The sequence below is a fragment of the Mesorhizobium sp. 01N446 genome, from assembly GCF_056399285.1.
Window position 1 is genome coordinate 1,373,781 of record NZ_JBFTRA010000001.1, and the last position, 26,350, is coordinate 1,400,130.

Sequence of the window (26,350 nt, forward strand, 5' to 3'; positions counted from 1 at the left end):
GATGCGACAATAGTGCCTGAAAACCATGCGGAACGACGCATTGCGGTCTTAAAATGCCTGTGCTAGACGGCAATCGACTTTCGGCCGGGGATAGCGGAAGCCGCGCCTCCGTGCTTGAAAAAATGCAGTAAGGTCAAAGATTTAGCCAGAGTTTTTGCTCGCGCCAACAATCTGCGGCCTGTCAGACAAGAGAAAAGACGGTCCGTGGCTCAATCGTCATCGCCAATCTCAGGTGTCGCAGAACGCTATGCGGGTTCGCTGTTCGAACTCGCCCTGCAGGCAAATTCCGTGGCCAAGGTCGAGGCCGACCTCAACAGTTTCGAGGCGATGCTCGCGGGCAGCTCGGACCTGACCCGGCTCATCAACAGCCCGGTGTTCTCCAGCGAGGAGCAGGCCAAGGCCATCGCGGCGATCGCCGACAAGGCAGGCATAACCGGCCTCACCGGTAATTTCCTGCGCGTCGTCGCCCGCAATCGCCGCCTGTTCGCCGTGCCCGGCATGATCAAGGCGTTCCGCCAGATCGCCGCCGAACACCGTGGCGAGACCGCTGCTGAAGTGACGTCGGCCCACGAGCTGACGGCTGCCCAGCAGACCGAACTCAAGGCGGCGCTGAAAAGCGTTGCCGGCAAGGACGTGGCCATCTCCGTCACCGTCGATCCGTCGCTGCTCGGCGGTCTGGTGGTCAAGATGGGCTCGCGCCAGATCGATACGTCGCTCAAAACCAAACTCAATTCGCTCAAGCTTGCACTGAAAGAGGTCGGCTGATGGACATCCGCGCCGCGGAAATTTCCGCAATTCTGAAAGACCAGATCAAGAATTTCGGCAAGGAGGCCGAGGTCTCCGAAGTTGGACAGGTGCTGTCCGTCGGTGACGGTATCGCCCGCGTCTACGGCCTCGACAATGTCCAGGCCGGCGAAATGGTCGAATTCCCCGGCGGCATCCGCGGCATGGCGCTCAACCTCGAAGCCGACAATGTCGGCGTCGTCATCTTCGGCGCCGACCGCGACATCAAGGAAGGCGACACCGTCAAGCGCACCGGCGCCATCGTCGACGTTCCGGTCGGTCCGGGCCTGCTCGGCCGCGTCGTCGACGCGCTCGGCAACCCGATCGACGGCAAGGGCCCGATCAAGGCGACCGAACGCAAGCGCGTCGACGTCAAGGCGCCCGGCATCATTCCGCGCAAGTCGGTGCATGAGCCGATGTCGACCGGCCTCAAGGCCATCGACGCGCTGATCCCGGTCGGCCGTGGCCAGCGCGAGCTGGTCATCGGTGACCGTCAGACCGGCAAGACCGCCATCATCCTCGACACGATGCTCAACCAGAAATCGGTGCACGACAACGGTCCCGAGAAGGAAAAGCTCTACTGCGTCTACGTCGCCGTCGGCCAGAAGCGCTCGACCGTCGCGCAGTTCGTCAAGGTGCTGGAAGAGCGCGGCGCGCTCGAATATTCGATCATCGTCGCCGCCACCGCGTCCGATCCGGCGCCGATGCAGTTCCTGGCGCCGTTCGCCGGCTGCACCATGGGCGAGTATTTCCGCGACAACGGCATGCATGCGCTGATCAGCTACGACGATCTGTCCAAGCAGGCCGTCGCCTATCGCCAGATGTCGCTGCTCCTGCGCCGCCCGCCGGGCCGCGAAGCCTATCCGGGCGACGTCTTCTACCTGCACTCGCGCCTGCTCGAGCGCGCCGCCAAGCTCAATGACGATCTGGGCAATGGCTCGCTGACGGCTCTGCCGGTCATCGAAACCCAGGCCAACGACGTGTCGGCCTACATCCCGACCAACGTGATCTCGATCACCGACGGCCAGATCTTCCTCGAAACCAACCTGTTCTTCCAGGGCATCCGTCCGGCCGTCAACGTCGGTCTGTCGGTGTCGCGCGTCGGTTCCTCGGCGCAGATCAAGGCGATGAAGCAGGTTGCCGGCTCGATCAAGGGCGAGCTCGCGCAGTACCGCGAAATGGCGGCCTTCGCGCAGTTCGGCTCGGATCTCGACGCCGCCACGCAGCGCCTGCTCAACCGCGGATCGCGCCTGACCGAACTCCTGAAGCAGCCGCAGTTCTCGCCGCTGAAGACGGAAGAGCAGGTCGCGGTGATCTTCGCCGGCGTCAACGGCTATCTCGACAAGCTGCCGGTCAACCAGGTCGGCAAGTTCGAGCATGGCCTGCTCAGCCACATGCGTGCGGCGGGCAAGGACGTTCTCGATGCCATCCGCAAAGAAAAGGCGCTGTCGGACGATCTGCGCGCCAAGCTGAAGGCAGAGATCGACGCTTTCGCCAAGACCTTCGCCTGAGCGAAGCGACAAGACGGGATCAGGTTTGAAGCATGCCTTCATTAAAAGACCTTCGTAACCGTATCGCCTCGGTCAAGGCGACGCAGAAGATCACCAAGGCGATGCAGATGGTCGCCGCGGCGAAGCTGCGCCGTGCGCAAGAGGCAGCGGAAGCGGCGCGCCCCTATTCGGAGCGCATGGGTTCCGTGCTCGCCAACATCACCCAGGCAATCGGCGGCGGCGGCGATGCCCCGGCGCTGATGACCGGCACCGGCAAGGACAATGTGCATCTGCTCGTCGTCTGCACGGCCGAGCGCGGCCTGTGCGGCGGCTTCAATTCGCAGATCGCCCGCCTTGCCCGCGATCATATCCGGCGGCTTCTGGCCGACGGCAAGCAGGTCAAGATCATCTGCGTCGGCAAGAAGGGTTTCGATATCCTGCGCCGCGACTATGCCTCGCTGATCCTCGACCGCGTCGACCTGCGTGAGGTCAAGACGCTCGGCTTCGTCAATGCCGACGCGATCGCCAAGAAGGTCATCCACCTCTTCAACGAGGGCGCTTTCGACATCTGCACGCTGTTCTATTCGCAGTTCAAGTCGGTGATCAGCCAGGTTCCGACCGCGCAGCAGATCATCCCGGCCGGCGTCGCTTCGGCTCCCGCCGCGGCGGTGGATGGCGGCAATGCCGTCTACGAGTACGAACCGGAGCCGGGCGAAATCCTCTCCGACCTCATCCCGCGCAACATTTCCGTCCAGGTTTTCCGGGCGCTGCTCGAAAACGCGGCCGGCGAAATGGGCGCCAAGATGAGCGCGATGGACAATGCGACGCGCAACGCCGGCGAGATGATCAACAAGCTGTCGATCACCTACAACCGCCAGCGGCAGGCGCAGATCACCAAGGAACTGATCGAAATCATTTCGGGCGCCGAAGCGCTCTAGGCGCGGTTCGCGGGCCATCGGCCCGCGACTGGACCGCGTGAGAAACAAAGGACGAAAAAGGGTAAAGACGATGGCGAAAGCAGCGACCCCCAAGACGGCGGCCCCCAAGGCCGCAGCCGCGAAGACCGCAGCCCCCGCAAAGGCGGCCAAGGCTCCGGCAGCCGCCGCGAAGGCAGCTCCGGCAAAGACGGCGGCAGCGCCGGCCAAGGCCGCGGCGGCCAAGACTTCGGCCGTGGCCACCAAGGCAACCGGCGTTGTCGGCAAGGTCCGCCAGGTCATCGGCGCCGTCGTCGACGTGCAGTTCGGCGATCACCTGCCGGCGATCCTGAACGCGCTCGAGACGACCAATGTCGGCAATCGCCTGGTGCTCGAAGTTGCCCAGCATCTGGGTGAAAACACCGTGCGCTGCATCGCCATGGACTCCACCGAAGGCCTGGTGCGCGGCCAGGAAGTGCGTGACACCGGTGCGCCGATCACCGTGCCGGTCGGCCCGGGCATGCTCGGCCGGATCATCAACGTCATCGGCGAGCCGGTCGACGAAGAAGGCCCGGTCGACGCGATCGAGATGCGCTCCATCCACCAGCCGGCTCCGACCTATGTCGAGCAGTCGACCGAAGCGCAGATCCTGATCACCGGCATCAAGGTGCTCGACCTTCTGGCGCCCTACGCCAAGGGCGGCAAGATCGGCCTGTTCGGCGGCGCTGGCGTCGGCAAGACCGTGCTGATCCAGGAACTGATCAACAACATCGCCAAGGCGCATGGCGGCTATTCCGTGTTCGCCGGCGTCGGCGAGCGCACCCGCGAAGGCAACGATCTCTATCATGAGTTCATCGAATCCGGCGTCAACAAGAAGGGCGGCGGCGAAGGGTCCAAGGCCGCCCTCGTGTACGGCCAGATGAACGAGCCGCCGGGCGCGCGCGCCCGCGTCGGCCTGACCGGCCTGACGGTCGCTGAATATTTCCGCGACCAGGGCCAGGACGTGCTGTTCTTCGTCGACAACATCTTCCGCTTCACGCAGGCGGGTTCGGAAGTGTCGGCTCTGCTCGGCCGTATCCCGTCGGCCGTGGGCTATCAGCCGACGCTCGCCACCGACATGGGCGCGCTGCAGGAACGCATCACCACCACCACCAAGGGTTCGATCACCTCGGTGCAGGCCATCTACGTGCCCGCCGACGACTTGACCGACCCGGCGCCGGCGACCTCGTTCGCCCACCTTGACGCGACGACGACGCTGAACCGCGCCATCGCCGAAAAGGGCATCTATCCGGCGGTCGATCCGCTGGATTCGACCTCGCGCATGCTCGACCCGATGGTCGTCGGCGAAGAGCACTATGCCGTTGCCCGCCAGGTGCAGTCGATCCTCCAGCGCTACAAGTCGCTGCAGGACATCATCGCCATCCTGGGCATGGACGAGCTGTCGGAAGAGGACAAGCAGACCGTGGCCCGCGCCCGCAAGATCGAGCGCTTCCTGTCGCAGCCCTTCTTCGTCGCCGAAGTGTTCACCGGCGCGCCGGGCAAGCTCGTCGACCTCGCCGACACCATCAAGGGCTTCAAGGGCCTCTGCAACGGCGACTACGATCACCTGCCGGAAGCCGCCTTCTACATGGTCGGCGGCATCGAGGAAGCGGTCGAGAAGGCACAGCGCCTGGCGGCTGAAGCAGCGTAAAGAAGCGAATAGCGAATAGGGAGTAGCGAATAGGGCAAGGTGAGCCGAGCGAGTTTCTTCCCTACTCGCTACTCACTATTCCCTACTCGCTAAGATGATATGGCTGAAGCTTTCAAATTCGAACTGGTCTCGCCGGAGCGCCTGCTGGTTTCCGAGCAGGTCGAATCCGTCGTCATTCCGGGCGCCGAAGGCGAGATGACCGTGATGGCGCATCACGCGCCGGTCATGACCACGATCAAGCCGGGTGTCGTCACGGTGAAGACCGCCTCGGGCGGTGAAGAACGCTATGTCGTGTTCGGCGGTTTCGCCGACATCGTCCCGGCCGGCTGCACGCTGCTGGCGGAATCGGCAGTGGCGGTGAAGGATGTCGACCGGGCCGATCTCGCCCGCCGCATCCAGGAAGCCAAGGAAGATGCCGCCGACGCCAAGGACGACCAGGCGCGCAGCAAGGCCGAGCAATTCCTCAGCCAGCTCACGACGCTGGAAGGCGCGATCATTCCGGCCTGAAATCCATACCAATGACTTGATCAAAAGCGGGGCCTTGCCCCGCTTTTCTTATATGCCCAAGGCTGCGAAGGCCAATGTCGGGCCATCGCGCCGCAGGTGGACGAGATGCACGGCCACGAGTTCGATCAGCGTCTGGCGCTCGGCATGGTCTCCGGCGAAGCCGGCCAGGTCGAACACGGCCGTCACGGTTTCGTTCGCCGGCAATTGCTGGTCCAAAAGTGCCGTCAGCGCTGCATCGAGCGGATCGGTGAAATGGTTTTCGGGCAAGGTTTTTCCGCGCGCGGCACAGGCGGCGATCCAGGCCGCGACCACCAGCGTGAGATGCACAAACTCGGTGCCGGCTTCGAGGCACTCGAGGGCGGAAGCGATGATGCGCTGCGGCAGTTTCTGGCTGCCGTCATTGGCGATCTGCGCCGTGCGGTGGGCGAGCGCGGTGTTTGAAAATCGTTCGGCAAGCTCGGCTGTGTAGGTCGATGTGTCGAGCCCGGCATCTTCCGGCAATGTCGGGATGGCCTCTGCCCACAGCCCATCGACAAATTGCCGGATCGCCGGATCGGCGAAGGCGCGGTCGACCGTGGCGTGGCCGCTGAGCAGGCCGAGATAGGCGATGCCCGAATGCGCGCCGTTGAGGAGCCTGAGCTTCATGTCCTCGAAGGGGCCGACATCGCCGACCATGGTGACGCCGAACTTTTCCCAGTCCGGCCGGCCGGCGGAAAAATTGTCCTCGACCACCCATTGGCGGAACGGCTCGGTCATCACGGGCCAGGCATCGTCGACGCCGAGTTCGCCGGCGATGCGTGCCCGGTCGGCGTCGGTGGTTGCCGGCACGATGCGGTCGACCATGCTCGACGGGAAGGCGACATGGTTCGCGATATGGTCGGCGATTCCAGTGTCGCCTGCCGTGGCAAGCGTGGCATCGCGCAATCCGGCGAATTCGGTCAGCAGCCGGTGCAGCGTGGCGCCGTTGGCCGGCAGGTTGTCGCAGCACAGCACGGTGAAGGGCGGTGTGTCGGCGGCCAGTCTTCGGGCAAGCGCCTCGGCGAGGAAACCATGCGCCGTCTTTGGCACCCGCGGATTGGCCAGATCGTGGATGATGTCGGGATGGGCGGCGTCCAATCCACCGCCCGCGGCCCGCAGATAAGCCTTTTCGGTGATGGTCAGCGTGACGATGCGGGCGCGCGGATCGGTCAGTGCGGCCAGTACCGCGCCCGGATCTTCCGGCGCCACCAGCATCGACTGGATCGAGCCGATGACCCGCAGCTCCTCCTCGCCGCTGCTGCGGATCGCCAGCGTGTAGAGCCCGTCCTGCGGCGTCAGCGCATCGCGCGTGTCGGGGCTGCGCAAGGAAACGCCTGTTATGCCCCACTCCGTTTCGCCCGACGCCAGGCACTCGTCGACATAGGCGGCCTGATGGGCGCGATGGAAGGCGCCGACGCCGAGATGCACGATGCCGGGAGCAATGCGGCCGCGGTCATATGCAGGGATTTTGGTGCCTGCGGGCAGCTTGTGTAGCGTCGCGTCGGACAGATGGCTTCTTGTCATCACCATACCGGGGCTGGGAGGCTGTGGATGACAGGCGGGGTAACACCTGTTCGCGCCTGCCGCAAGGATGCCGCTTTGCCAACGCACATTGACATCGCCTTGGCCCGAACGTACCGCTATCCAGACTGGAGGAGCCGCTTTCCCCATGGTCGCGCTGACCGATCCGGACCTGCTGTTTCCGTCCGAAGCGCATTCGCGCTCGCTTGCCCGCGACCTCTACGCCGGCATCAAGGACCTGCCCATCGTCAGCCCGCACGGCCACACCGATCCGCGCTGGTATGCGCTGAACGAGCCGTTCCCGGATCCGGCGCAACTGCTCATCGCGCCCGACCACTACATTTTCCGCATGCTGTTCAGCCAGGGCATACGGCTGGAGGATCTCGGCGTGGCGAGCCTGGATGGCGCCCCGGTGGAGACCGACGGCAGGACGATCTGGCGGCGCTTTGCCGAGCATTATTACCTGTTTCGCGGCACGCCGACCCGGCTGTGGTTCGACCATGTGCTGGCGCATCTGTTCGGCATCGAAGAGCCGCTGGATGCCGCGACGGCCGACCGCCATTACGACACGATAGCGACGGTGCTGCAGTGGGAGAATTTCCGCCCGCGCGCCTTGTTCGAGCGCTTCAACATCGAGGTCATCGCCACGACCGAAGGCGCGCTCGACGATCTCAAATGGCACAAGATGATCCGCGACAGCGGCTGGGAGGGCCGCGTCGTCACAGCCTATCGGCCGGACGCGGTCATCGATCCCGATTTCGAAGGTTTTTCGGCCAATCTCGACCGGCTTGGCGAGATCACCGGCTGCGATACCGGCAACTGGGCCGGCTATCTCGACGCGCATCGGCAGCGGCGCGCCTTCTTCAAGAGTTTTGGCGCGACCTCGTCCGACCATGGCCATCCGACGGCGGAGACCGCCAATCTCTCCGACGCGGCGGCGCAGGAGCTATTCAACCGCGTCCGCCGCGGCTCGCAGGACGAGCGCGAGCGTAAACTGTTCCGCGCCCAGATGCTGACCGAAATGGCCAAGATGAGCAGGGATGACGGGCTGGTGCTGCAGATCCACCCAGGCTCCTGGCGCAATCATTCGCCTTCCATTTTCCAGAGGTTCGGCCGCGACAAGGGTTTCGATATTCCGACGCGGATCGACTACGTGACGGCGCTGAAGCCGTTGCTCGACTGTGTCGGGCTGGAGCGGGACCTGACGGTGATCCTCTTCACGCTCGACGAGAGCAGCTACGCGCGCGAACTGGCGCCACTGGCCGGCGTTTACCCGGCGCTGAAGCTCGGCCCCGCCTGGTGGTTCCACGACAGTCCGGAAGGCATGCGCCGGTTTCGCGAGATGACGACGGAAACCGCCGGCTTCTACAACACTGTCGGCTTCAACGACGACACCCGTGCGTTTCCCTCGATCCCGGCCCGCCACGATGTGGCGCGGCGAGTCGACTGCGCCTTCCTCGCGCGTCTCGTCGCCGAGCACCGGCTGCGCGAGGACGAGGCGCATGAGCTGGCGCGGGAATTGGCCCATACGCTGGCGAAGAAGGCGTACCGGCTTTGATGGCGGCTGCTCCACACCCCAAGTCGCCGGACGTTGGATCAGTGTGACAGGCTGACGGGGCGGACATGAACAATACCGGTATCGATCTTTCCGCCTTCAGCCTGGCCGGCAAACGCATCCTGGTCACCGGCGCCAACACCGGTATCGGACAAGGCATTGTCCTTTCCATCGCCCGCGCCGGCGGTGTGGTGATCGGGGTTGGCCGCTCGCCGATGGACGATACGGCGGGCAAGGTGGCGGCCATTGGCGGCCGGTTCGAGGCGGTGAGCGCCGACCTTGCCGACACGTCGGCCGCCGGACCGATGCTCGATCGGGTGTGGGACGAAAGCGGGCCGCTCGACGGGCTGGTCAACAATGCCGGAATCATCCGGCGCGCCGATGCCGTCGATCTGACCGAGACCGACTGGGACGACGTCATGGACGTCAATTTGAAGACGGTCTTCCTGCTTTGTCAGTCGTTCGCCAGGCGCGCGCTTGCGGATGGCCGCGGGGGCAAGATCGTCAACATCGCCTCGGTGCTGAGTTTCCAGGGCGGCATCCGCGTCGCGTCCTACACCGCTTCGAAACATGGCGTGCTCGGCATTACCCGGCTGCTCGCCTGCGAATGGGCGGCCAAGGGCATCAACGTCAACGCCATCGCGCCGGGCTATGTCGAGACCAACAACACGCAAGCGCTGCGCGCCGATCCCGACCGCAGCGCCGCCATTCTTGCGCGCATCCCTGCCGGGCGCTGGGGCGAGCAGTCGGATATTGGCGATGCCGCCGTCTTCCTGCTGGCTCGGGCTTCCGACTACATGCATGGCGCGGCGGTGCCGGTGGATGGCGGCTGGCTGGCGCGGTGAGGAGAGGACAACGACGATGACGAAGCCCAAGATCTTCGCGCATGCCGGCGAGGGCGCCTGGACGCCGACCCCCGACGGCAACAGGCGGCGTGTTCTCCTCTCGACCGATGAACTGATGCTGGTCGAGTTCGGCTTCGACAGGGGCGGCGTCGGCGCCTTGCATTCGCATCCGCATGTCCAGTCTAGCTATGTCGCCGAGGGCCGTTTCGAGGTGACCATAGACGGTCAAACCGAAATCCTCGAGGCCGGCGGCAGCTTCATCGTGCCGTCCGGCCTGGTGCATGGCGTCAAGGCGCTGGAAGCGGGACGGCTGGTCGACAGTTTTACCCCGCGCCGGGCTGATTTCCTCGCCTGAGACGGCCGCCGATTTCGCTGCTATTCGGAAATGAAAAACCCGCGCCCCTTGGAAAAGGCGCGGGTTTGTTGCCTGGGCGCTTGTCGCGCCGCGGTACTCGAAACATCACCGCAGGACAGGAAACCTGCCTGATCATGGTGAAAATAGACTTAATGCGCGCAGGCTCTCGGCGATTGGTCAGGTGATCCGTCGAAGCAGGCCGAAAAGCCGCTCGAACGTCTTACCGTAGGGCGGGCGCAGCAGGGCTCCGGCGCTCAAGCGCGACTGCAGGAAAACCGGCTTCTCCTTGCTGAAGGTGCGGAAACCCCATTGCCCGTGATAGGCGCCCATGCCGCTGGCGCCGACACCGCCGAAAGGCTGGTTCTCCTGCACCAGATGCAGCATGCAGTCGTTGATGGTGACGCCGCCGGCGACCGTCTCGCGCAGGATGCGCTGGCGGTTGGTGCTGTCATTGCCGAACCAGTAGAGCGCCAGCGGCCGGTCGGCCTGGTTCACATGGCTGATCGCCTCGTCGACGGTGCCGTATTCGACGATCGGCAGAACCGGGCCGAAAATCTCCTCACGCATCAGCCGCAGGTCAGGTCCGGCGTTTCGAACCAGGGTCGGCAGAAGCTTGCGGCTCGCGGTGCCGAGGTCTTCGCCGGCCGGGTTGATTTCGGTGACATCGGCACCGGCCTCGCGGGCTTCCGCGATCATGGCGCGCAGGCGCTGAAGGTGCCGGTCGCTGATGATGGCGGTATAGTCGGGGTTGTCGCGGAGCGTTGGGTAGAGCCGCGCCACAGCGGTTGCGAGTTTCGCGGCGACCGTGCCTGCCTGCCCCTTGGGGACCAGCAGATAGTCGGGCGCGATGCAGGTCTGCCCGGCATTGAGCAGCTTGCCATAGGCGATGCTGGCCGTTGCCGCGTCGAGATCGCAGGAGGGGTCGAAGATCGCCGGCGACTTGCCGCCGAGTTCGAGCGTGACCGGGGTCAGGTTGGCGGCCGCGGCGATCGCGACCTGGCGGCCGACCGGGGTCGAGCCGGTGAACAGCAGATGATCGAACGGCATCGAGACGAAAGCCTTGCCCATCTCGGCGTCGCCGGTGATGACGCTGAGCTCATCGGGGGCGAAGTGCTCGCTGACCAGCCTGGCGAGCAGCGCCGAGAAGGCCGGTGTCAGTTCAGACGGCTTGACCAGCACGCGGTTGCCGGCGGCGAGCGCTGCCGTGACCGGCGCGACGGCAAGCTGGAAGGGGTAATTCCACGGCGAGACGATGCCGACCACGCCAAGCGGCTGCGGCAGGAGCCGGTTTCGCCCCGGCAGGAACGGCAAGGTGGTGGCGACGCGACGCTCCCGCATCCAGCCTTTCACATGGGAAAGCGTATGGCGAATGCCGGCGCGCACGACAAACAGTTCGGCAAGGCGCGTCTCATGCGCCGAGCGGCCGCCAAAGTCGGCGTCTATCGCGGCGCAGATGTCGGCCTCATGCCGCTCGGTCAGGGCCAGCAGGCGTTTCAGCCGGTCCTTTCGCACGCTGAGGTCCGGAAAGGGCTGCCTCTCGAAGGCGGCGCGCTGCAAGCGGAATCGCTCGCCGAGGACGTCCTGTCTCACCTGCAGCATCGCGCCCTCCCTGGCTCGCCTGGCCAAGCTTACATCCTAGCGTGTGAAGGAATCCAGCGGAGGTACAGATGTCGCTGGGGAAGGTGCCATCCGAGCCTCCCCGTGCAAGCTTCTGGCGGCAAGAGACAGGATTATTTCGTACAGTTCGTCCCGGGCCTGGCCGGCGCTGATGTCTCCCATCGCAGCGGCTTCCGACACGGCATCCGCTGCCCCCAGCATTGCCCACAGGCCGGCTGTTGCAATTCCGGCATCTCCGGTGAAAGGGGCCAGCACGCGGCGGCACTTTTCGATGAAGCCTGCGCGATAGTCGCGCTTGATCCTTTCGAGTTCAGGGGAGCCGGCAAGGGCGGCGATCACGCCTGGGATCTCCCGGCCCTGGAGCAGGACGCAATCGACATAGGAGGATGCGATGACGGTGGCCTTGCTTTCCAGTGTCGGCTCGCTGTCCTCCAGCGCGACATCCATGAGTCTGGTCTGGCGCGCGTCGAAATCCTGGTAGAGCACGGCCAGCAGGCCGGCGCGTGTGCCGAAATGATCGTAGACGACCGGCTTGGCGATTTCAGCCCGCTCCGCCAGACGGCCAAGTGAAAGCGCCTCTGTTCCTTCCTCCCGCACCAATTGCCAGGCGACGCGAACAAGCTGCTCGTGCCGGTCCTGCCGCGACAGGCGGCGTCTGGTTTTCACCAGCGATGAAATCGGTTTTGCCACGCTTGACACCACTATATACCAAAAGTAGGTTACTAAAAGTATATAAGCAAAACCGCCTCTCGGCAAACGATCAAAAAGGATTTCCGATGCATGCTCTCATTGTCGTCGCACACCCCAATTCCAACTCCTTCACCCACGCACTGGGCAGGCGTGTTGCCGAGGGCATCTCCAAGTCAGATTCGCTGCACACTTTTGAATTTGCCGATCTGGCCGCCGAACAATTCGATCCGCGCTTCACGGCCAGCGATATCGGTGTCCACCTTCGGCAGGGGCCGACGTCGGACGACATTGCCGCTGAGCAGGCACGCATCGACCGGGCGGATGCGCTGGTGCTGGTCTACCCCGTCTACTGGTGGTCCATGCCGGCTTTGCTCAAGGGGTGGATCGAACGCGTCTTCGCCAATGGCTGGGCCTATGACGAGGGCGCAGAGGGGAGACTGGTCAAGAAGCTTCAACGTCTCCCGGTACACCTGATCGCCAGCGCCGGCGCCAATCAGCGGACCTATGCGCGCCACGGCTATTTCGGCGCCATGAAGACGCAGATCGACCACGGCATCTTTGACTATTGCGGTGCCCGCGTCGTCACCTCGGAGTTGCTGATCCAGCCCGATGCCCAGGATCTGAATGCGCTGCTGGAAACGGCGGAGCGCATCGGGCGCCGGGTTTTTGGCCGGCAGAGGCAGGACGGCGTGACCAAGGCGGCGTGATCAGTCCGGTCCGGTGATGCATAGCCGGTTCCGTTTCGGGACAGTGGTGGGCAGGTCCGTCCACCGACAAGATGGCATAAGGCAGTCGTTCCGGTTGTGTTCCGAGAACGGCTGCGCTACTCCAAGGCGTCATGCGGAGAGTCTCTTGATCGGTTCCCACATCCTCTCCAATCCCCGAAAAATCGCTTCCGGTCCGGCGTCCGTCTGATGTCGGCACAGGCAGCGAGTGTCCGGGCCGAGGATCCCAAGCGGCGCGTCCTGAAGGACGTGTTCGGCTTCGACGATTTCCGCCCCGGCCAGGCCGATGTCATGGACGCGCTGCTCGGCGGGCGCCATGTGCTGGCCGTGATGCCGACAGGTGCGGGCAAGTCGCTCTGCTACCAGGTGCCGGCGCTGGTCATGGGCGGGCTCACCCTCGTCGTTTCGCCGCTGGTGGCGCTGATGCAGGATCAGGTCGCCGCCTTGCGGCTGGCCGGCGTTGGCGCCGATACGATCAATTCCTCGCTCGACCGCGAAGCCAATGTCGCGGCCTGGCGCCGCGTGGCATCCGGCCAGACGCGGCTGCTCTATCTGGCGCCGGAGCGGCTGATGACAGAGCGCATGCTTGAGGCGCTCTCGAGGCTCGACATCAGCCTGATCGCCATCGACGAGGCGCATTGCATCTCGCAATGGGGACCGGCGTTCCGGCCTGAGTATGAGGATTTGTCGCGGCTGCGGCACATCTTCCCCAACGTGCCGATCATCGCGGTGACGGCGACGGCGGACGAGAGCACGCGCAGCGACATCGAAGCCAGGTTGTTCGCCGAGCGGGTCGAAACGCTGGTGCTGGGTTTCGACCGGCCCAACATCAAGCTCGCCATCGAATCCAAGCAGGACAGCAAGCGGCAATTGCTGCGTTTCATCGAGCGTCACCCAGGCAAGAGCGGCATCGTCTACTGCCTGTCGCGCAAGAAGACCGAGGAGATGGCGGCCTTCCTCGAGAAGAACGGCGTCACCGCGCTCGCCTACCATGCCGGCATGAGCAAGGAGGCGCGCGAGGCCAATCAAAACGCGTTCATGACGCTGTCCGGCGTCGTCATGGTGGCGACCATCGCCTTCGGCATGGGCATCGACAAGCCCGATGTCGCCTATGTCTTCCACACCGATATGCCGGGCAGCCTTGAGGCCTACTATCAGGAGATCGGCCGCGCCGGGCGTGACGGACGCAAGGCCGAGGCGCACATGCTTTACGGGCTTGGCGACATCCGTATGCGCCGGCTGTTCATCGATGACGAGGATGCAGCGGTGGAGCACAAGAGGCGCGCGCATCGCCGGCTCGACACGCTGATCGGCTATTGCGAGACGGCGCAATGCCGTCGCCAGGTGCTGCTTGGCTATTTCGGCGAGGAAGCCGAACCTTGCGGCAATTGCGACAACTGCCTGAACCAGGTGCCGCGCGCCGATGGCGCCGCCGAGGCGCGCATCATCCTGGCCGCCGTCGCGCAGAGCGGCGAGCGCTTCGGCGCCGCCCATGTCATCGACATCCTGCTCGGCCATGAGACCGAGAAGATTTTGGCCAGAGGCCATCAGAGGCTGGCCAGCTTCGGCGGCGGCGCGGCGCACAAGAAGGATCTTTGGCTGTCGCTGATCCGGCAACTTGTCGCCGGCGGTTTCCTCGAGCCGGACCCGAGCGGCCATGGCGGCCTCGCCATTGCTGAAAAAGGCCATGCGCTTGGCCGCGGCGAGGTGCCCTTCCACTACCGCGTCGAGATGCGCAGCCGCGCCCTGCGCAAGATGCGAGCGGCGGAGGGTGCCAACGCCGAAGGCGTCGATGCTTCGCTGCTGGCCACGCTCAAGACGCTTCGCTTGCGTCTCGCCAAAGAGCGCCAGGTGCCGGCCTATGTGGTGTTCTCCGACCGCACGCTGATCGACATGGCTGAACGGCGCCCGCGCGACCTCGACGCCTTCGCCGAGGTCAATGGCGTCGGAGGGGCCAAGCTCAAGGAGTTCGGCGAGATTTTTCTAAAGGCGATTGCCGGACACCAATCCGGTCCATCGAGCTGAAGAAGCGCTTCACGGTTCACGTCACTTGTTGAAATTCGCGATAAACTGCCCGAATTGCTGGGTGGGAGGGTGCGCGAACATCTCCTTTGGCTCACCCACCGAATCCACCTCACCCTTGTGAAGGAACATCACCTTGCTCGATACGTCGCGGGCAAAACTCATTTCGTGCGTTACCACCAACATGGTGCGCCCCTCCTCGGCAAGCGAGCGCATGACGCGCAGCACCTCGCCGACCAGTTCCGGATCGAGCGCGGAAGTCGGCTCGTCGAACAGCATCACCTTGGGATTCATCGCCAGCGCGCGCGCTATGGCGGCGCGCTGTTGCTGGCCGCCTGACATGTGAGGGGGATAGTAGTTGCGACGCTCCCATATCCCCACGCGCTTCAGCAATGCCTCGGCCTGCTCCACACATTCGGCGCGCGGCCGCTTGAGCACATGCGTCGGCGCGGCGACAAGGTTCTCGAGCACGGTCATGTGCGACCAGAGATTGAAGCTCTGGAACACCATGGCGAGATTGGCCCGAATCCGTTCGACCTGGCGCATATCGGCCGGTGCTTGATGACCGTCGCGGCTTTGCTTCATCTTGATGAGCTCGCCGTCGACCCGCACTTCGCCGGAGTCAGGGGTCTCAAGGAGGTTGATGCAGCGAAGCATCGTGCTCTTGCCCGAGCCCGAGGAGCCGAGGATAGAAATGACGTCGCCCTTATGGGCTTCGAGCGAAATGCCCTTGAGCACCTCATGATCGCCAAAGCACTTGCGCATGTCCTTGACGCTGATGGCTGACTTGTCGTCCGGGGACGATGCTGCTTTCGCGGCAGCGGCGACATTTGCCGACATCACAACACCTCCGGGACGGGCTTGATTTGCTGGGACTGATCGGGCGCGGGGCGCAGATGCGGTGAAAGCACGTATTCAACCCAGGCAAACAGGCGCGCGATCGACAGGTTGAGCAGCAGGTAGATCACGCCGGCGCAGGTCAGCACCTCGATCGGCCGGAACGTGTCGTGCTGGATCTTCTGCGCCGTTCCCATCATCTCCATGATGGTCACCACGGAAGCGAGCGCGGTCGCCTTGGTCATCAGGATGATCTCGGTCGAATAGGCCGGCAAGGCCAGGCGGAGCGCTATGGGCAATGTGACAATACGGAAGCGTGTGAATGGAGACATGCCGAAAGCCTTGGCCGCCTCGATTTGCCCGACCGGCACGGCCCGGAGCGCGCCGCGGAAAATCTCGCTCTCATAAGCGGCGGTGTTGAGCGCCATCGCGACGATCGTGCAATACATGGGGTCCCGCAGGATCGGCCACAGGATCGGGCTGTGGCGCACAAAATCGAACTGGGAAAGCCCGAAATAGATCAGATAGAGCTGCACCAGCAGCGGCGATCCGCGGAAGACGAAGACATAGGCGCGGGTGAAATATTCGCCCGATTTGTAGCCCGAGGCCCGCAACCAGGTCAGGCCGGTGGCGATGACCAGGCCGAAGGCGATGCCGAAGAACCAGATCTCAAGCGTCAGCGGCAGTGCTTTCAGCACGCTCCACATGGTCGAAAGGTAGAAGTTGAAATCCACCGCCACCTCCTATTTCGGACGCAGAAAGCTGCGTGAGGTGTAGCGCTCGGCCTTGTCGAAGATCGGCGTCGAGATCGACGTCATCACGAGGTAGAGGATGCCGGCGACGGTGTAGAAAAGCAGCGAGTGGTGTGTTGAACGCGCGGCCTTGTTCGCCGTCAGCATCAGCTCGGCGACGCCGGTGACCGAGATCAAAGCCGAATCCTTGATGGTCAGCTGCCACACATTGCCCAGCCCCGGTACCGCCAGACGCAGGACCTGAGGCATGATCACGAGGCGAAAACGCAGCCAGGCCGACATGCCATAGGCGCGCGCCGCTTCCAGCTCGCCGCGATGGATCGCCAGGAACGATCCGCGGAAGACCTCGGCCTGATAGGCGCCCGAAATGATGCCGACAGCGAGCACGCCGCCGAGGAAGCTCGGCATGTTCAAGATGTCGGCCGAACCGATCGATCCCGTGGACCTTGCCACGCCTGTCAGGATCTGCGTGCCGCCATAGTAGAAAAGATAGATGACAAGAAGCTCCGGCTCGCCGCGGAACACGGTCGTGTAGCTCTCGCCGATGAATCTCAGTCCGCCGCGATGCGATAGCTTGGCCGCCGCCACAAGCGAGCCCAGCACGGCGCCGATCATCATCGAAACGAGAGTGACGGCGAGCGTCCAGCCGATGCCCCAGAGCAGCTGCAAGCCCCAGCCGGCCGCCAACAGCTCATAGGCCGTCGACAGCTGATCCTTGAGACTGTTGAGAAAGTCCACCTACGCCTCCCCGGGCGTCGAGATGATGCAACGACGGCTCGCCTTGCTTCGGTGCATCCCGTTTCCCGAAACCGCCTGGCATTTTCGGGCGACATGCACTCGATGCAAAAAGGGAGCAGCCTTGGCTGCTCCCTTTGCGACATTACTTGGTAATGTCGATCTTGAACCACTGCATCGAGTATTTCGACACCGAGCCGTCGTCGAGAGCGGCCTTGAGCGCCTTGTTGTAGATGTCCTGCAGGTCCTTGTCGGTCTTGCGGAAGGCAGCACCGATGCCCGGTCCGAGGATCGGACCGCCCTTGAACTGCGGCCCGACGAATTCGAGGTCCTTGGCGTCGGGCTTGGCCAGCGTGCCGAGGAAGTAGGTGGTGTCGGCGAAGGCCACGTCGAGGCGCCCGGCCATCAGGTCGAGATCATGCTCGTCGGTGGTCTTGTATTCGTGGACGTTGGCGACATCCTTGAGATATTTGTCGGCAAACGTCGCCTCCGTGGTCGAAACCTGCAGGCCGACATTCTTGCCGGTCAGCTCCTTGCGCAGCGTGTCGAGCGCCGCCTTGGACTCGGCGTCGTCCTTGGAAAGATCGATCATCTTGCCGCTGTTGGACAACTGTGCCAGCGGCCCATTCTTGTCGGCGAGGAAAGCCACCGGCGATGAGGCATAGGGGATCGAGAAGTCGATGGTCTTCAGGCGCTCATCGGTGATCGACATGCCGTCCATGACGATGTCGAACTTGCCCGCGGTGAGGCCGGGAATGACGCCGTCCCAGTCCTGCGCCTGGATCTTGCATTCGAGCTTCGCGCGAGCGCAGACGTCGTTGAGGATGTCCACCTCGAAGCCGACGATCTTGCCGCTGGGGTCGGTCTGGTTCCATGGGGCATAGGAGCCCTCCATAGCAACCGTCACGGTCTTCCAGTCCTTGGCCAACGCCGGGGTTGAAAAGGTCAGCGCAAGCGCGGCAAGCGCAATCCAACGTGATGATGTCACGACACTTTCTCCCATTTTTATTCTTGGAACCCTCAGATACCAATTGCTTAGCGTAGCCCCAATTCCCCCACAAGTGCTGTTTTCCGCTCCGCATTGAGCTAATTCTTGAGGCTGCACGGGTGCAGGTTCCGCGGCACGGGGAAATCCGGCGCGATGGCGGGGTCGCCTTGCTAAGCCATTGTCTTGCCGGAGTAAGCCATCGCGCGGTGCTGCCCGCTGGCTGTTCACAGCCTTCGCTCTGGCGCCAGTGCCATGCGTGATCAGCGCCAGGCGTGTCATCAAAATCTCGTGAAGAGGCGAAGTCCGCGAAGTCATTTTGAAAGCCTCTAGTGCCAGAGGCAAACCTTGACGTCCTTCCCGACATAGCAGGCGCCTTCGCGACGAAGCTCACCCCAATCGAGTTCGTCAGCGTGCGTTTCGTCAATCTCCGAGTTAGAATAGCCTGTCCAGGAATCTTCGTTCTTGTAGACAACCGCCCAGTAATCCCGGGACATTTCACCGGCCCCGCTGTGCGGGTCAGGATAGTCGATACCTGCAAAAACCTGCCTGGGTCCCTGGATATTGAAATCGCCGCTCGTCTCGATTTGATAATAGCATTTTCCGGATATGCGGGTCTGGCCGTGAACAACAAGCAGGCACCGGCCCCATTTATAGCCGCTCGGCAAGCGATGCTGTGGTCGTGCATGCGCAGGCGAGAGGGAAACCGCAATTGCAAAGGCAGCCGCCAGTGTTCGCCCGATCATCTTGTCACCCGTTGTGAAACAGCCGATCCAAAGAGCGATCGGACGCTGTTGGGTTGCGCGCGGAGCGCATATCGAAACGGTTCTCCGCAGGATGGTCCCTTCGAGATCCTGTTATTGATCGACCATAGCCGGATTTTTGTCACGTGACATGTGCGCCGCTACACGGCGAAAAAGCCAGCCAGCGTGAAAAATCGTTACGTATCAGATAGATAAGAACTTTATGGCGGAGAGGGAGGGATTCGAACCCCCGATGGGCTTGCACCCATGCCGCATTTCGAGTGCGGTGCATTCGACCACTCTGCCACCTCTCCGCGGTCATGGTCGGCCGTTGCCGGCGCGGCGCACTAGATAACGGCTGAACGGGCAGGTTACAAGGCCAAATCCACCGATATTTGGCTTGCCGCCTGGCCTGCCGGGCAAGCAGCTGAAACAGGGCGGGACTTTGCAGCCAAGCCCATGCGATTTCACGGGTCGACAACGCATCCTCGCCGCATGGCGACGGCAACGCCTGGGTGGTCATGCCTACTTGCCCGGTCTTTGCCGGCCAATGACTGTCCCGGCAACGGCTGTTGCCTTGACTCCTACGCAACCTTCGGTTAGGGACAGCGCGCAATCGGCGTGGAGGGTTCTTCCGCGCCGCTTGTTTTTTGAACCCGCAGACTGACAAAAAGACGGCCGAACCGCCTCAGGCGGTTCATCAAGGCCGACCGAACAGCGAAAGGCAAAAAATGTTCGCAGTCATTAAAACGGGCGGTAAGCAGTATCGCGTTGCCGCCAACGATCTCCTGAAGATCGAAAAAGTCGAAGCCAATGTCGGCGATATCGTCGAGATCGGCCACGTGCTCGCGCATGGCGAGGGCGAGAATGTCACGTTCGGCGCGCCGTTCGTCGATGGCGCTCTGGTCACCGCCGAAGTCGTCGAGCAGGGCAAGAACCGCACGGTCATCGCTTTCAAGAAGCGTCGCCGCCAGAATTCGCGCCGCAAGATCGGCCATCGCCAGCTTTTGACCACCGTGCGGATCGCCGAGATCCTGCTGGGTGGCGCGAAGCCCGCCAAGAAGGCCGCCGTGAAGGCGGAAGCCAAGGCTGAAGTCGCCGCCGACGCTGCGCCGAAGGAAGCCAAGGCCAAGAAGGAAGCTGCTCCGAAGGCAGAAGTGACGGCCGAGACGGCCGCCGCGCCGCTGTTCAAGGCGCCGAAGGGCGAGCCGGACGACCTGACCGTGATCAAGGGCATCGGCCCGGTCGCCGCCAAGGATCTCAACGAACAGGGCATCATCACCTTCGCGCAGCTCGCCAAGCTGACCGACAAGGATGTCGCCAAGATCGACGAGCACATGCCCTTCAGCGCCGACCAGATCAAGGACTGGCGCGAACAGGCCAAGGAACTGGCGAAGAAGTAATTTTTCCGGCGAAACATCCGCCGGATCGGACTTGAAACGGAACGCGAACGCGTTCATAAGGCCTTTTAGGCGCCTTGCGGCGCAACGGAGTTAGTTAGATGGCACACAAGAAAGCTGGCGGCTCGTCGCGCAACGGTCGCGACTCGCATTCCAAGCGTCTGGGCGTGAAGAAGTTCGGCGGCGAAGCCGTCATCCCGGGCAACATCATCATTCGTCAACGCGGCACCACCTGGCATCCCGGCGTCAATGTCGGCATGGGCACGGACCATACGCTTTTTGCGCTCGAATCCGGCGCCGTGACGTTCAACAAAAAAGCCAACGGCCGAACCTACGTATCGGTCAACCCGATTACCAAAGCCGCGGAGTAGCCGGTTCCGCACTAGAACACCGGCGCCCATCTCGGGAACCGGTGTCTGGCAACGCCAGGAAAAGGATCAGGGGAGATGGGTTTCCATCTCCCCTTTTTCTTGCCTGGAGGACTAAAATGGTTGCCGAAGCGGAAGACTCAGAAGACGAAAGTTACGCGATAGACTGCCCGGTGCTGGTCACCGAACGGCTTGTGATGCGGGCGCCGCGCGAGGGCGACATCGCCCAACTGGTCGAGCTTGCCGACAATCGTCACGTCGCTGAAATGCTGGCGCGCATGCCGCACCCCTACGGCGAGGCCGAGGCGCGCGCTTTCCTGGCCATGACAAGGTCGCGCCGCTCCGGCATCGCCTATGCCTTGACGCTGGCCGGCACCGACACGTTTGTCGGCTGCGCCGGGCTCAACACCACCGATCGCGGGCTGGAGCTCGGCTACTGGATCGGCGAACCCTACTGGAAGCGCGGCTATGCGACGGAAGCCGCCCACGCGCTGGTCGACCTCGCCTTCCAGAAGACGTCGGTCCAAGTGCTGCATGCCTCGACGCGGGTCATCAATCCGGCCTCGCGCCGAGTGATCCACAAGTGCGGCTTCCAGTATGCCGGGCAGGGCATGCTGAACTCGATCGTCGCCGGCCAGGTGCCGGTCGAGCGCTACAGGCTGGACAGGAAGACGTGGACCAGCCTGCGCAACTGGGTGCATTTCTGATGGATGGCGCCGGGCAAGCCAATGGCCGATGACAGCAACGATATTGAAGCGATCGCGATCGCGCCGATAACGCCGGATCGCATCGAAAGCTTTCATCGCGCGCTCGATCTCGTTGCGCGTGAGCGCAAGTACCTGTCCTTCCTCGAGGCGCCACCGCTCGATCAAGTCAGGCGATTCGTATTGGACCGTATCGCGGCAGGCGATCCAGGTTTCGTTGCCGTTGTTCGTGGCGAGGTTGTCGGTTGGTGCGATATCTCACGCCTTGACCGGCTCATCCATGCCCATCGCGGCGCGCTGGGAATGGGGATCGTTGCCTCGCATCGCGGGCGTGGTCTCGGATCGCGGCTTATCAATACGGCCCTGGCGCAGGCACGCAAGGTCGGCTTTGTCCGCGTCGAGCTGAGCGTCCATGCCGACAATGCCCGCGCCATCGCTCTTTACGACAAGGTCGGGTTTATCAGGGAGGGCGTGCAGCGTGATGCCACCCGTATCGACGGGCAATATGGCGATACGATCATGATGGCGATCGTCGAACGCGAAAACGCAGCCGGATGAACAGCCGTCAGCCCAGTTCGGCCCACACCGGCAGATGGTCCGAACCGGTTGCCTTGTGGTCTACCCACAGGCGTTGCAACGACCGGGCAAGCGAGGCGCTGGTAAAGACGTAGTCGATACGCTTGTGGCGGCTGGTGTTTGCCGGATCCTTGGGGTCGACCCAACTGAAGAGGTCGTCGCCGGTGACGTTGAGGCGCACGGCGGCATCGACGGCGAAGTCGGCGGTCAGCGGCATGCCGAACTGATGGTCCGGCCGGCCGGCGAGTTCGACATATTCGGGCGAGCCGGCCAGCATGTTGAAATCGCCCATCGCCACAAAGGCCTCGGGGTGCGGCAATTCCGGCAGGCCGATCTCGGCGACGCCGGACAGCGCGCCGCCTTCGAGCGCATAGTTCAACAGGCGCCGGCGCAGGAACTGGATCTGGCTGGCGCGTTCGACCGGGCTGCGGTGATCGAGATGGATGGAATAGAAGCGGATGAAGCCAAGAGGCGTCTCGATCAGTGCCTCCAGCGCGCCGCGCTGGAAATTCATCATCTCGAAGCTGCGGCTGCGCGGCAAAAGCAGGTTACGCGACAGATGGATTGGTGTTTTCGACAGCATCATGTTGCCGAGCTGGAAGGTGGTGGTGATGGCGCGGCCGTTCTCGATGCGCGAGCCGAGATTGGCCTCGAAATTGCTGCCATAGACGGCGAAATAGTCGGGCAGCGCCTCGCCGATCTCGGCGACCATGTCGCGCCCGCCGTTCCTGGGATTGTTGCGGGTGACTTCCTGCAGCGCGATCACGTCGGCGCCGCGCACCGTGTCGGCAATGCGCGCGACATCGTAGTGGCCATCAAGCCCGATGCCGTACTGGATGTTATAGGTTACAAGCTTCATAGCAACATTTCTCCGGCCGACCCCAAGCGGCCATTGTCACAAAACGGCCTCGCCCTTGGCCGCGCCTTGGTTTAGAGCAAGGCCCAAGGTTTAGAGCAATGCCGCAAGGCCAATAAAAGAAACTGCAATCCCATGAAATTTCTCGATCAAGCCAAGGTCTATGTACGCTCGGGTGACGGAGGCGCCGGTTCGGTGTCGTTCCGGCGCGAGAAATTCATCGAGTTCGGCGGGCCGGATGGCGGCGATGGCGGGCGTGGCGGCGATGTCTGGCTGGAAGCGGTCGACGGGCTGAACACGCTGATCGACTATCGCTACCAGCAGCATTTCAAGGCCAAGACCGGTGTCCACGGCATGGGCCGCAACATGACCGGCGCCAAGGGCGCCGACGTCACGCTGAAAGTGCCGGCTGGAACCCAGGTGTTCGAGGAAGACAATGAGACGCTGATCTGCGACCTCACCGTGGTCGGCCAGCGCTTCCTGCTCGCCAAGGGCGGCAATGGCGGCTTCGGCAACCAGCATTTCAAGACCTCGACCAACCAGGCGCCGCGCCGCGCCAATCCCGGCCTTCCCGGCGAGGAACTCAACATCTGGCTGCGGCTGAAGCTGATCGCCGATGCCGGTCTGGTCGGCCTGCCCAATGCCGGCAAGTCGACGTTTCTCGCGGCCGTGACCGCGGCCAAGCCGAAGATCGCCGACTATCCGTTCACGACGCTGCATCCCGGCCTCGGCGTCGCGCGCATCGACGCGCGCGAATTCGTCATTGCCGACATTCCCGGCCTCATCGAGGGGGCGCATGAGGGCGTCGGCATCGGCGACCGCTTCCTCGGCCATGTCGAGCGCACGCGCGTGCTGTTGCATCTGGTCTCGGCGCAGGAGGAAAATCCGGGCAAGGCCTACAAGACCGTGCGCGCCGAACTCAAGGCCTATGGCCAGGGGCTGACCGACAAGGTCGAGATCCTGGCGCTCAGCCAGGTCGACACGATCGATGCCGATGAACGCAAGAAGAAGGTCGCTTCGCTGAAGCGCGCCGCAGGCCGCGCGCCCATGCTTCTGTCCGCCGTCACCGGCGAAGGCGTGGAGGCGGTGTTGCGGGCGCTGATGGCTGTCGTTGCAGAGGCGCGGGCGCAGACTGCCGCGCCGGTCGAGACGCGCTGGGAAAAGTAAGGCCATGCAATCGCTGAAGAAATACCGGCGCATCACCGTCAAGATCGGCTCGGCTTTGCTCGTCGACCGCGCGAGCGGCCTGAAGCGCGACTGGCTGGATTCGCTCGCCGACGACATCGCGGTTCTCGCCCAGGGCGGCGCCGAAATCCTCGTCGTGTCGTCGGGCGCCATCGCGCTTGGTCGCACCATCCTTGGCCTCGGCAAGCGCGCCTTGAAGCTCGAGGAGAGCCAGGCGGCGGCCGCCGTCGGCCAGATCGCGCTCGCCGGCGCCTGGTCGGATGCACTCGGCAGGGGTGCGCTGAAATCGGGGCAGATTCTTCTGACACTTGGCGACACCGAGGAGCGCCGCCGCTATCTCAATGCCCGCGCGACGATCTCGACGTTGCTCAAGATGAAGGCGGTGCCGGTCATCAATGAGAACGATACGGTCGCCACGTCCGAAATCCGCTATGGCGACAATGACCGGTTGGCCGCGCGCGTGGCCACCATGATGGGCGCCGATCTTCTGGTGCTGCTGTCGGACATCGATGGGCTCTACACGGCGCCGCCGGCGCGCGATCCGCAGGCAAAATTCATTCCGGTGGTGGATCGCATCACGCCCGACATCGAGGCGATGGCGGGGGCGGCGGCGTCCGAGCTGTCGCGCGGCGGCATGCGGACAAAACTCGATGCCGGCAAGATCGCCACCGCCGCCGGCACCGCGATGATCATCACCTCGGGCACGCGGCTGTCGCCGCTGATGGCGATCGAGCGCGGGGAACGCGCCACCTTCTTCCGGCCGAGCGCCAATCCGGTGAAAGGCTACAAGACCTGGATCGCCGGCCAGCTCGAACCGGCCGGCCGGCTGACGGTCGACGCCGGCGCCATCGGTGCGCTCGCATCGGGCAAATCGCTGCTGCCGGCCGGCGTCAAATTGGTCAGCGGCAATTTTTCGCGCGGCGATACGGTAGCGATCCTCTCGCCCGAGGGCCGCGAGATCGCGCGCGGGCTGGTTGCCTACGATGCCGCCGATGCCGTAAGGATCGCAGGCCTGAAGACGGCCGAGATCGAAACAGTGCTCGGCTACGAAGCGCGTTCGGCGATGATCCACCGCGATGATCTCGTGGTGAGTCACGCCGGAGGCGACATGGACGGAGGATGAGCCATGCTGAAGCTGCATGAAAAATCCGGCGACGACACCGTGGCGCTGATGGCCGATATCGGCCGCCGCGCCCGCGCCGCCGCCCGACCGCTGGCCATCGCTTCGACCGCCGCCAAGAACGCCGCTCTTGCCGCCATGGCGGAAGCGATCGTCGCCCGCGAGCAGGACATTCTCGACGCCAATGCCATCGACATCTCGAATGGCGAGGAGTCGGGGCTTTCCGCGTCCTTCATGGACCGGCTGAGGCTCAATCCGGCGCGCATCCGCGCGATGGCCGACGGCATTCGTGAAATTGCCGAACTCAAGGATCCGGTCGGCGACGTGATCGCCGCATGGGAACGGCCGAACGGTCTGCAAATCGAGCGCGTGCGCACGCCGCTCGGCGTCGTCGGCGTCATCTATGAGAGCCGGCCGAACGTCACGGCGGATGCCGGGGCGCTCTGCCTCAAGGCCGGCAATCCGGTGATCCTGCGCGGCGGCTCGGATTCGCTCAATTCGTCCGCGGCCATCCATGCCTGCCTGGTCGAAGGCCTGAAGGCCGCCGGCCTGCCTGAAGACGCTATCCAACTGGTGCCGACCACCGATCGCGCCGCCGTCGGCGAGATGCTCAAGGGGTTAGGTGGTGCGCTCGACGTCATCATTCCGCGCGGCGGCAAAAGCCTGGTTGGCCGGGTGCAGAGCGAGGCGCGGGTGCCGGTCTTTGCCCATCTCGAAGGCATCTGCCATCTCTACATCGACCGTTCGGCCGATCTCGACATGGCGGTGAAGATCGCCGTCAACGCCAAGATGCGGCGCACCGGCGTCTGCGGCGCAGCCGAGACGCTGCTGGTCGACCGCGCGGTGGCGTCCACGCACCTGGTGCCGATCCTCGACGCGCTGCGCGCCGCCGGCTGCGAGATCCATGCCGATCAAGAGGTGCTGAAGGTGTTTTTCGACGCCAAGCCGGCGACCGATGCCGACTGGGTGACGGAATATCTCGACGCCATCATCGCGGTGAAGCTGGTCGACGGCATCGGTGGCGCGATCGAGCATATCGAGACCTTCTCCTCGCATCACACCGAGGCGATCATCGCGCAGGACGCGAAGGCCGTGGAGCGGTTCTTCAACGAGATCGATTCGGCTATCCTGCTGCACAACGCCTCGACGCAGTTCGCCGATGGTGGCGAATTCGGCATGGGCGCCGAAATCGGCATCGCCACCGGCAAGATGCATGCGCGCGGACCGGTCGGCGTCGAGCAGCTGACCTCGTTCAAATACCGCGTGCGCGGGTCGGGACAGGTGAGGCCTTGAGCGCTGGCCTTACCCTCCCCCTTGTGGGGAGGGTGGCGAGCGCAGCGAGCCGGGTGGGGGAAAG

26 protein-coding genes and 1 tRNA gene are annotated in these 26,350 nt (G+C 63.8%); 17 read left to right on the forward strand and 10 right to left on the reverse strand.

Features of this window, described 5'->3' with window-relative positions; genetic code table 11:
* The first annotated feature begins 204 nt into the window (after positions 1-204).
* From AC1DPX_RS06535 to AC1DPX_RS06555, 5 genes are all read left to right on the forward strand, one after another.
* Positions 205-765 (forward strand): F0F1 ATP synthase subunit delta, encoded by a 561-nt coding sequence (locus AC1DPX_RS06535; protein ID WP_202357355.1) that lies wholly within the window; start codon positions 205-207, stop codon positions 763-765.
* Positions 765-2,294 carry a F0F1 ATP synthase subunit alpha gene (atpA, locus tag AC1DPX_RS06540; protein ID WP_019861845.1) on the forward strand — a complete coding sequence of 510 codons (1,530 nt, stop codon included), beginning with the start codon at positions 765-767 and terminating at the stop codon, positions 2,292-2,294. The genes AC1DPX_RS06535 and atpA overlap by 1 nt, the downstream gene beginning before the upstream one ends.
* 32 nt (positions 2,295-2,326) lie before the next feature.
* Entirely contained in the window at positions 2,327-3,211 is an 885-nt protein-coding gene (locus AC1DPX_RS06545; RefSeq protein ID WP_202357356.1) for a F0F1 ATP synthase subunit gamma, read from the forward strand.
* Positions 3,212-3,281: 70 nt separating this feature from the next.
* Positions 3,282-4,877: a F0F1 ATP synthase subunit beta gene (gene atpD, locus AC1DPX_RS06550; RefSeq protein ID WP_477235338.1), complete on the forward strand. Its 1,596-nt coding sequence runs from the start codon at positions 3,282-3,284 to the stop codon at positions 4,875-4,877.
* Positions 4,878-4,976: 99 nt separating this feature from the next.
* A complete protein-coding gene (locus tag AC1DPX_RS06555; RefSeq protein WP_202357358.1) occupies positions 4,977-5,384 on the forward strand; it encodes a F0F1 ATP synthase subunit epsilon in 408 nt (135 codons plus the stop codon).
* A gap of 48 nt (positions 5,385-5,432) precedes the next feature.
* On the opposite strand, the gene AC1DPX_RS06560 is transcribed toward AC1DPX_RS06555, so the two are convergent.
* Entirely contained in the window at positions 5,433-6,932 is a 1,500-nt protein-coding gene (locus AC1DPX_RS06560) for a mannitol dehydrogenase family protein (protein WP_477235340.1), read from the reverse strand.
* Positions 6,933-7,071: 139 nt separating this feature from the next.
* Here AC1DPX_RS06560 and uxaC point away from each other — a divergent pair, with 139 nt between their 5' ends.
* The 3 genes from uxaC to AC1DPX_RS06575 all read left to right on the forward strand — a co-directional run bounded on the left by uxaC (position 7,072) and on the right by AC1DPX_RS06575 (position 9,678).
* The gene (uxaC, locus tag AC1DPX_RS06565; protein ID WP_477235342.1) at positions 7,072-8,481 is read left to right on the forward strand and encodes a glucuronate isomerase; all 1,410 of its coding nucleotides are present in this window, start codon (positions 7,072-7,074) and stop codon (positions 8,479-8,481) included.
* Between the two features lie 65 nt (positions 8,482-8,546).
* Positions 8,547-9,323, forward strand: coding sequence for a 2-dehydro-3-deoxy-D-gluconate 5-dehydrogenase KduD (kduD, locus tag AC1DPX_RS06570; protein WP_477235345.1), 777 nt, complete (start codon positions 8,547-8,549; stop codon positions 9,321-9,323).
* Positions 9,324-9,339: 16 nt separating this feature from the next.
* Positions 9,340-9,678: a cupin domain-containing protein gene (locus AC1DPX_RS06575; RefSeq protein ID WP_477235347.1), complete on the forward strand. Its 339-nt coding sequence runs from the start codon at positions 9,340-9,342 to the stop codon at positions 9,676-9,678.
* Positions 9,679-9,855: 177 nt separating this feature from the next.
* Here the strand turns inward: AC1DPX_RS06575 and AC1DPX_RS06580 are convergent, their stop codons facing one another.
* Both AC1DPX_RS06580 and AC1DPX_RS06585 read right to left on the reverse strand, forming a co-directional pair.
* Positions 9,856-11,277, reverse strand: a complete 1,422-nt coding sequence (locus AC1DPX_RS06580; protein ID WP_477235349.1) for a coniferyl aldehyde dehydrogenase — start codon at positions 11,275-11,277, stop codon at positions 9,856-9,858.
* A 36-nt stretch (positions 11,278-11,313) separates the two neighbouring features.
* Positions 11,314-11,985, reverse strand: coding sequence for a TetR/AcrR family transcriptional regulator (locus AC1DPX_RS06585; protein WP_477235351.1), 672 nt, complete (start codon positions 11,983-11,985; stop codon positions 11,314-11,316).
* 86 nt (positions 11,986-12,071) lie between these two features.
* On the opposite strand from AC1DPX_RS06585, the gene AC1DPX_RS06590 reads away from it, so the two are divergent.
* Positions 12,072-12,692: an NAD(P)H-dependent oxidoreductase gene (locus tag AC1DPX_RS06590; RefSeq protein ID WP_477235353.1), complete on the forward strand. Its 621-nt coding sequence runs from the start codon at positions 12,072-12,074 to the stop codon at positions 12,690-12,692.
* Positions 12,693-12,899: 207 nt separating this feature from the next.
* Complete coding sequence (gene recQ, locus AC1DPX_RS06595) at positions 12,900-14,735, forward strand: DNA helicase RecQ (protein WP_202357365.1); 1,836 nt, start codon at positions 12,900-12,902, stop codon at positions 14,733-14,735.
* A gap of 21 nt (positions 14,736-14,756) precedes the next feature.
* Here the strand turns inward: recQ and AC1DPX_RS06600 are convergent, their stop codons facing one another.
* From AC1DPX_RS06600 to AC1DPX_RS06625, 6 genes are all read right to left on the reverse strand, one after another.
* Positions 14,757-15,572: an ABC transporter ATP-binding protein gene (locus AC1DPX_RS06600; protein WP_202357366.1), complete on the reverse strand. Its 816-nt coding sequence runs from the start codon at positions 15,570-15,572 to the stop codon at positions 14,757-14,759.
* Positions 15,572-16,303 (reverse strand): ABC transporter permease, encoded by a 732-nt coding sequence (locus AC1DPX_RS06605; RefSeq protein WP_202357367.1) that lies wholly within the window; start codon positions 16,301-16,303, stop codon positions 15,572-15,574. Before AC1DPX_RS06605 ends, AC1DPX_RS06600 begins: the two co-directional genes overlap by 1 nt.
* 9 nt (positions 16,304-16,312) lie before the next feature.
* A complete protein-coding gene (locus tag AC1DPX_RS06610; RefSeq protein ID WP_202357368.1) occupies positions 16,313-17,059 on the reverse strand; it encodes an ABC transporter permease in 747 nt (248 codons plus the stop codon).
* Positions 17,060-17,201: 142 nt separating this feature from the next.
* On the reverse strand, positions 17,202-18,044 hold the full coding sequence (locus tag AC1DPX_RS06615; protein WP_202357369.1) for a transporter substrate-binding domain-containing protein: 843 nt from the start codon (positions 18,042-18,044) through the stop codon (positions 17,202-17,204).
* A gap of 326 nt (positions 18,045-18,370) precedes the next feature.
* Positions 18,371-18,787, reverse strand: a complete 417-nt coding sequence (locus tag AC1DPX_RS06620; protein WP_477235355.1) for a hypothetical protein — start codon at positions 18,785-18,787, stop codon at positions 18,371-18,373.
* A 221-nt stretch (positions 18,788-19,008) separates the two neighbouring features.
* Positions 19,009-19,098 (reverse strand) — tRNA-Ser (locus tag AC1DPX_RS06625).
* 417 nt (positions 19,099-19,515) lie between these two features.
* On the opposite strand from AC1DPX_RS06625, the gene AC1DPX_RS06630 reads away from it, so the two are divergent.
* The 4 genes from AC1DPX_RS06630 (at position 19,516) to AC1DPX_RS06645 (ending at position 21,814) form a co-directional block, all read left to right on the forward strand.
* Positions 19,516-20,187 carry a 50S ribosomal protein L21 gene (locus tag AC1DPX_RS06630; protein ID WP_095772323.1) on the forward strand — a complete coding sequence of 224 codons (672 nt, stop codon included), beginning with the start codon at positions 19,516-19,518 and terminating at the stop codon, positions 20,185-20,187.
* A gap of 98 nt (positions 20,188-20,285) precedes the next feature.
* A complete protein-coding gene (gene rpmA, locus AC1DPX_RS06635) occupies positions 20,286-20,555 on the forward strand; it encodes a 50S ribosomal protein L27 (RefSeq protein WP_010912120.1) in 270 nt (89 codons plus the stop codon).
* A gap of 116 nt (positions 20,556-20,671) precedes the next feature.
* Complete coding sequence (locus AC1DPX_RS06640; RefSeq protein ID WP_477235357.1) at positions 20,672-21,259, forward strand: GNAT family N-acetyltransferase; 588 nt, start codon at positions 20,672-20,674, stop codon at positions 21,257-21,259.
* Between the two features lie 3 nt (positions 21,260-21,262).
* Positions 21,263-21,814, forward strand: a complete 552-nt coding sequence (locus tag AC1DPX_RS06645) for a GNAT family N-acetyltransferase (protein ID WP_477235359.1) — start codon at positions 21,263-21,265, stop codon at positions 21,812-21,814.
* 7 nt (positions 21,815-21,821) lie between these two features.
* Here the strand turns inward: AC1DPX_RS06645 and AC1DPX_RS06650 are convergent, their stop codons facing one another.
* Complete coding sequence (locus AC1DPX_RS06650; protein WP_202357374.1) at positions 21,822-22,691, reverse strand: endonuclease/exonuclease/phosphatase family protein; 870 nt, start codon at positions 22,689-22,691, stop codon at positions 21,822-21,824.
* 132 nt (positions 22,692-22,823) lie between these two features.
* On the opposite strand from AC1DPX_RS06650, the gene obgE reads away from it, so the two are divergent.
* From obgE to AC1DPX_RS06665, 3 genes are read left to right on the forward strand one after another with little or no spacing between them, the layout of a single operon-like run.
* Positions 22,824-23,855, forward strand: coding sequence for a GTPase ObgE (obgE, locus tag AC1DPX_RS06655; RefSeq protein WP_202357375.1), 1,032 nt, complete (start codon positions 22,824-22,826; stop codon positions 23,853-23,855).
* A 4-nt stretch (positions 23,856-23,859) separates the two neighbouring features.
* Positions 23,860-24,996 carry a glutamate 5-kinase gene (gene proB, locus AC1DPX_RS06660; protein ID WP_477235362.1) on the forward strand — a complete coding sequence of 379 codons (1,137 nt, stop codon included), beginning with the start codon at positions 23,860-23,862 and terminating at the stop codon, positions 24,994-24,996.
* Positions 24,997-24,999: 3 nt separating this feature from the next.
* On the forward strand, positions 25,000-26,286 hold the full coding sequence (locus tag AC1DPX_RS06665) for a glutamate-5-semialdehyde dehydrogenase (RefSeq protein WP_477235364.1): 1,287 nt from the start codon (positions 25,000-25,002) through the stop codon (positions 26,284-26,286).
* Positions 26,287-26,350: the final 64 nt, after the last annotated feature.

What these genes read in the sequence shown, in the direction of transcription:
- rpmA (WP_010912120.1), top strand. Translation starts at nt 20,286, where the DNA reads ATGGCACACAAGAAAGCTGGCGGCTCGTCGCGCAACGGTCGCGACTCG.
- uxaC (WP_477235342.1), top strand. Translation starts at nt 7,072, where the DNA reads ATGGTCGCGCTGACCGATCCGGACCTGCTGTTTCCGTCCGAAGCGCAT.
- AC1DPX_RS06630 (WP_095772323.1), top strand. Translation starts at nt 19,516, where the DNA reads ATGTTCGCAGTCATTAAAACGGGCGGTAAGCAGTATCGCGTTGCCGCC.
- atpA (WP_019861845.1), top strand. Translation starts at nt 765, where the DNA reads ATGGACATCCGCGCCGCGGAAATTTCCGCAATTCTGAAAGACCAGATC.
- AC1DPX_RS06645 (WP_477235359.1), top strand. Translation starts at nt 21,263, where the DNA reads ATGGCGCCGGGCAAGCCAATGGCCGATGACAGCAACGATATTGAAGCG.
- AC1DPX_RS06665 (WP_477235364.1), top strand. Translation starts at nt 25,000, where the DNA reads ATGCTGAAGCTGCATGAAAAATCCGGCGACGACACCGTGGCGCTGATG.
- obgE (WP_202357375.1), top strand. Translation starts at nt 22,824, where the DNA reads ATGAAATTTCTCGATCAAGCCAAGGTCTATGTACGCTCGGGTGACGGA.
- recQ (WP_202357365.1), top strand. Translation starts at nt 12,900, where the DNA reads ATGTCGGCACAGGCAGCGAGTGTCCGGGCCGAGGATCCCAAGCGGCGC.
- atpD (WP_477235338.1), top strand. Translation starts at nt 3,282, where the DNA reads ATGGCGAAAGCAGCGACCCCCAAGACGGCGGCCCCCAAGGCCGCAGCC.
- AC1DPX_RS06600 (WP_202357366.1), bottom strand. Translation starts at nt 15,572, where the DNA reads ATGTCGGCAAATGTCGCCGCTGCCGCGAAAGCAGCATCGTCCCCGGAC.
- AC1DPX_RS06555 (WP_202357358.1), top strand. Translation starts at nt 4,977, where the DNA reads ATGGCTGAAGCTTTCAAATTCGAACTGGTCTCGCCGGAGCGCCTGCTG.
- AC1DPX_RS06590 (WP_477235353.1), top strand. Translation starts at nt 12,072, where the DNA reads ATGCATGCTCTCATTGTCGTCGCACACCCCAATTCCAACTCCTTCACC.
- AC1DPX_RS06545 (WP_202357356.1), top strand. Translation starts at nt 2,327, where the DNA reads ATGCCTTCATTAAAAGACCTTCGTAACCGTATCGCCTCGGTCAAGGCG.
- AC1DPX_RS06560 (WP_477235340.1), bottom strand. Translation starts at nt 6,932, where the DNA reads ATGGTGATGACAAGAAGCCATCTGTCCGACGCGACGCTACACAAGCTG.
- AC1DPX_RS06620 (WP_477235355.1), bottom strand. Translation starts at nt 18,787, where the DNA reads ATGATCGGGCGAACACTGGCGGCTGCCTTTGCAATTGCGGTTTCCCTC.
- AC1DPX_RS06580 (WP_477235349.1), bottom strand. Translation starts at nt 11,277, where the DNA reads ATGCTGCAGGTGAGACAGGACGTCCTCGGCGAGCGATTCCGCTTGCAG.
- AC1DPX_RS06650 (WP_202357374.1), bottom strand. Translation starts at nt 22,691, where the DNA reads ATGAAGCTTGTAACCTATAACATCCAGTACGGCATCGGGCTTGATGGC.
- kduD (WP_477235345.1), top strand. Translation starts at nt 8,547, where the DNA reads ATGAACAATACCGGTATCGATCTTTCCGCCTTCAGCCTGGCCGGCAAA.
- AC1DPX_RS06640 (WP_477235357.1), top strand. Translation starts at nt 20,672, where the DNA reads ATGGTTGCCGAAGCGGAAGACTCAGAAGACGAAAGTTACGCGATAGAC.
- AC1DPX_RS06575 (WP_477235347.1), top strand. Translation starts at nt 9,340, where the DNA reads ATGACGAAGCCCAAGATCTTCGCGCATGCCGGCGAGGGCGCCTGGACG.
- proB (WP_477235362.1), top strand. Translation starts at nt 23,860, where the DNA reads ATGCAATCGCTGAAGAAATACCGGCGCATCACCGTCAAGATCGGCTCG.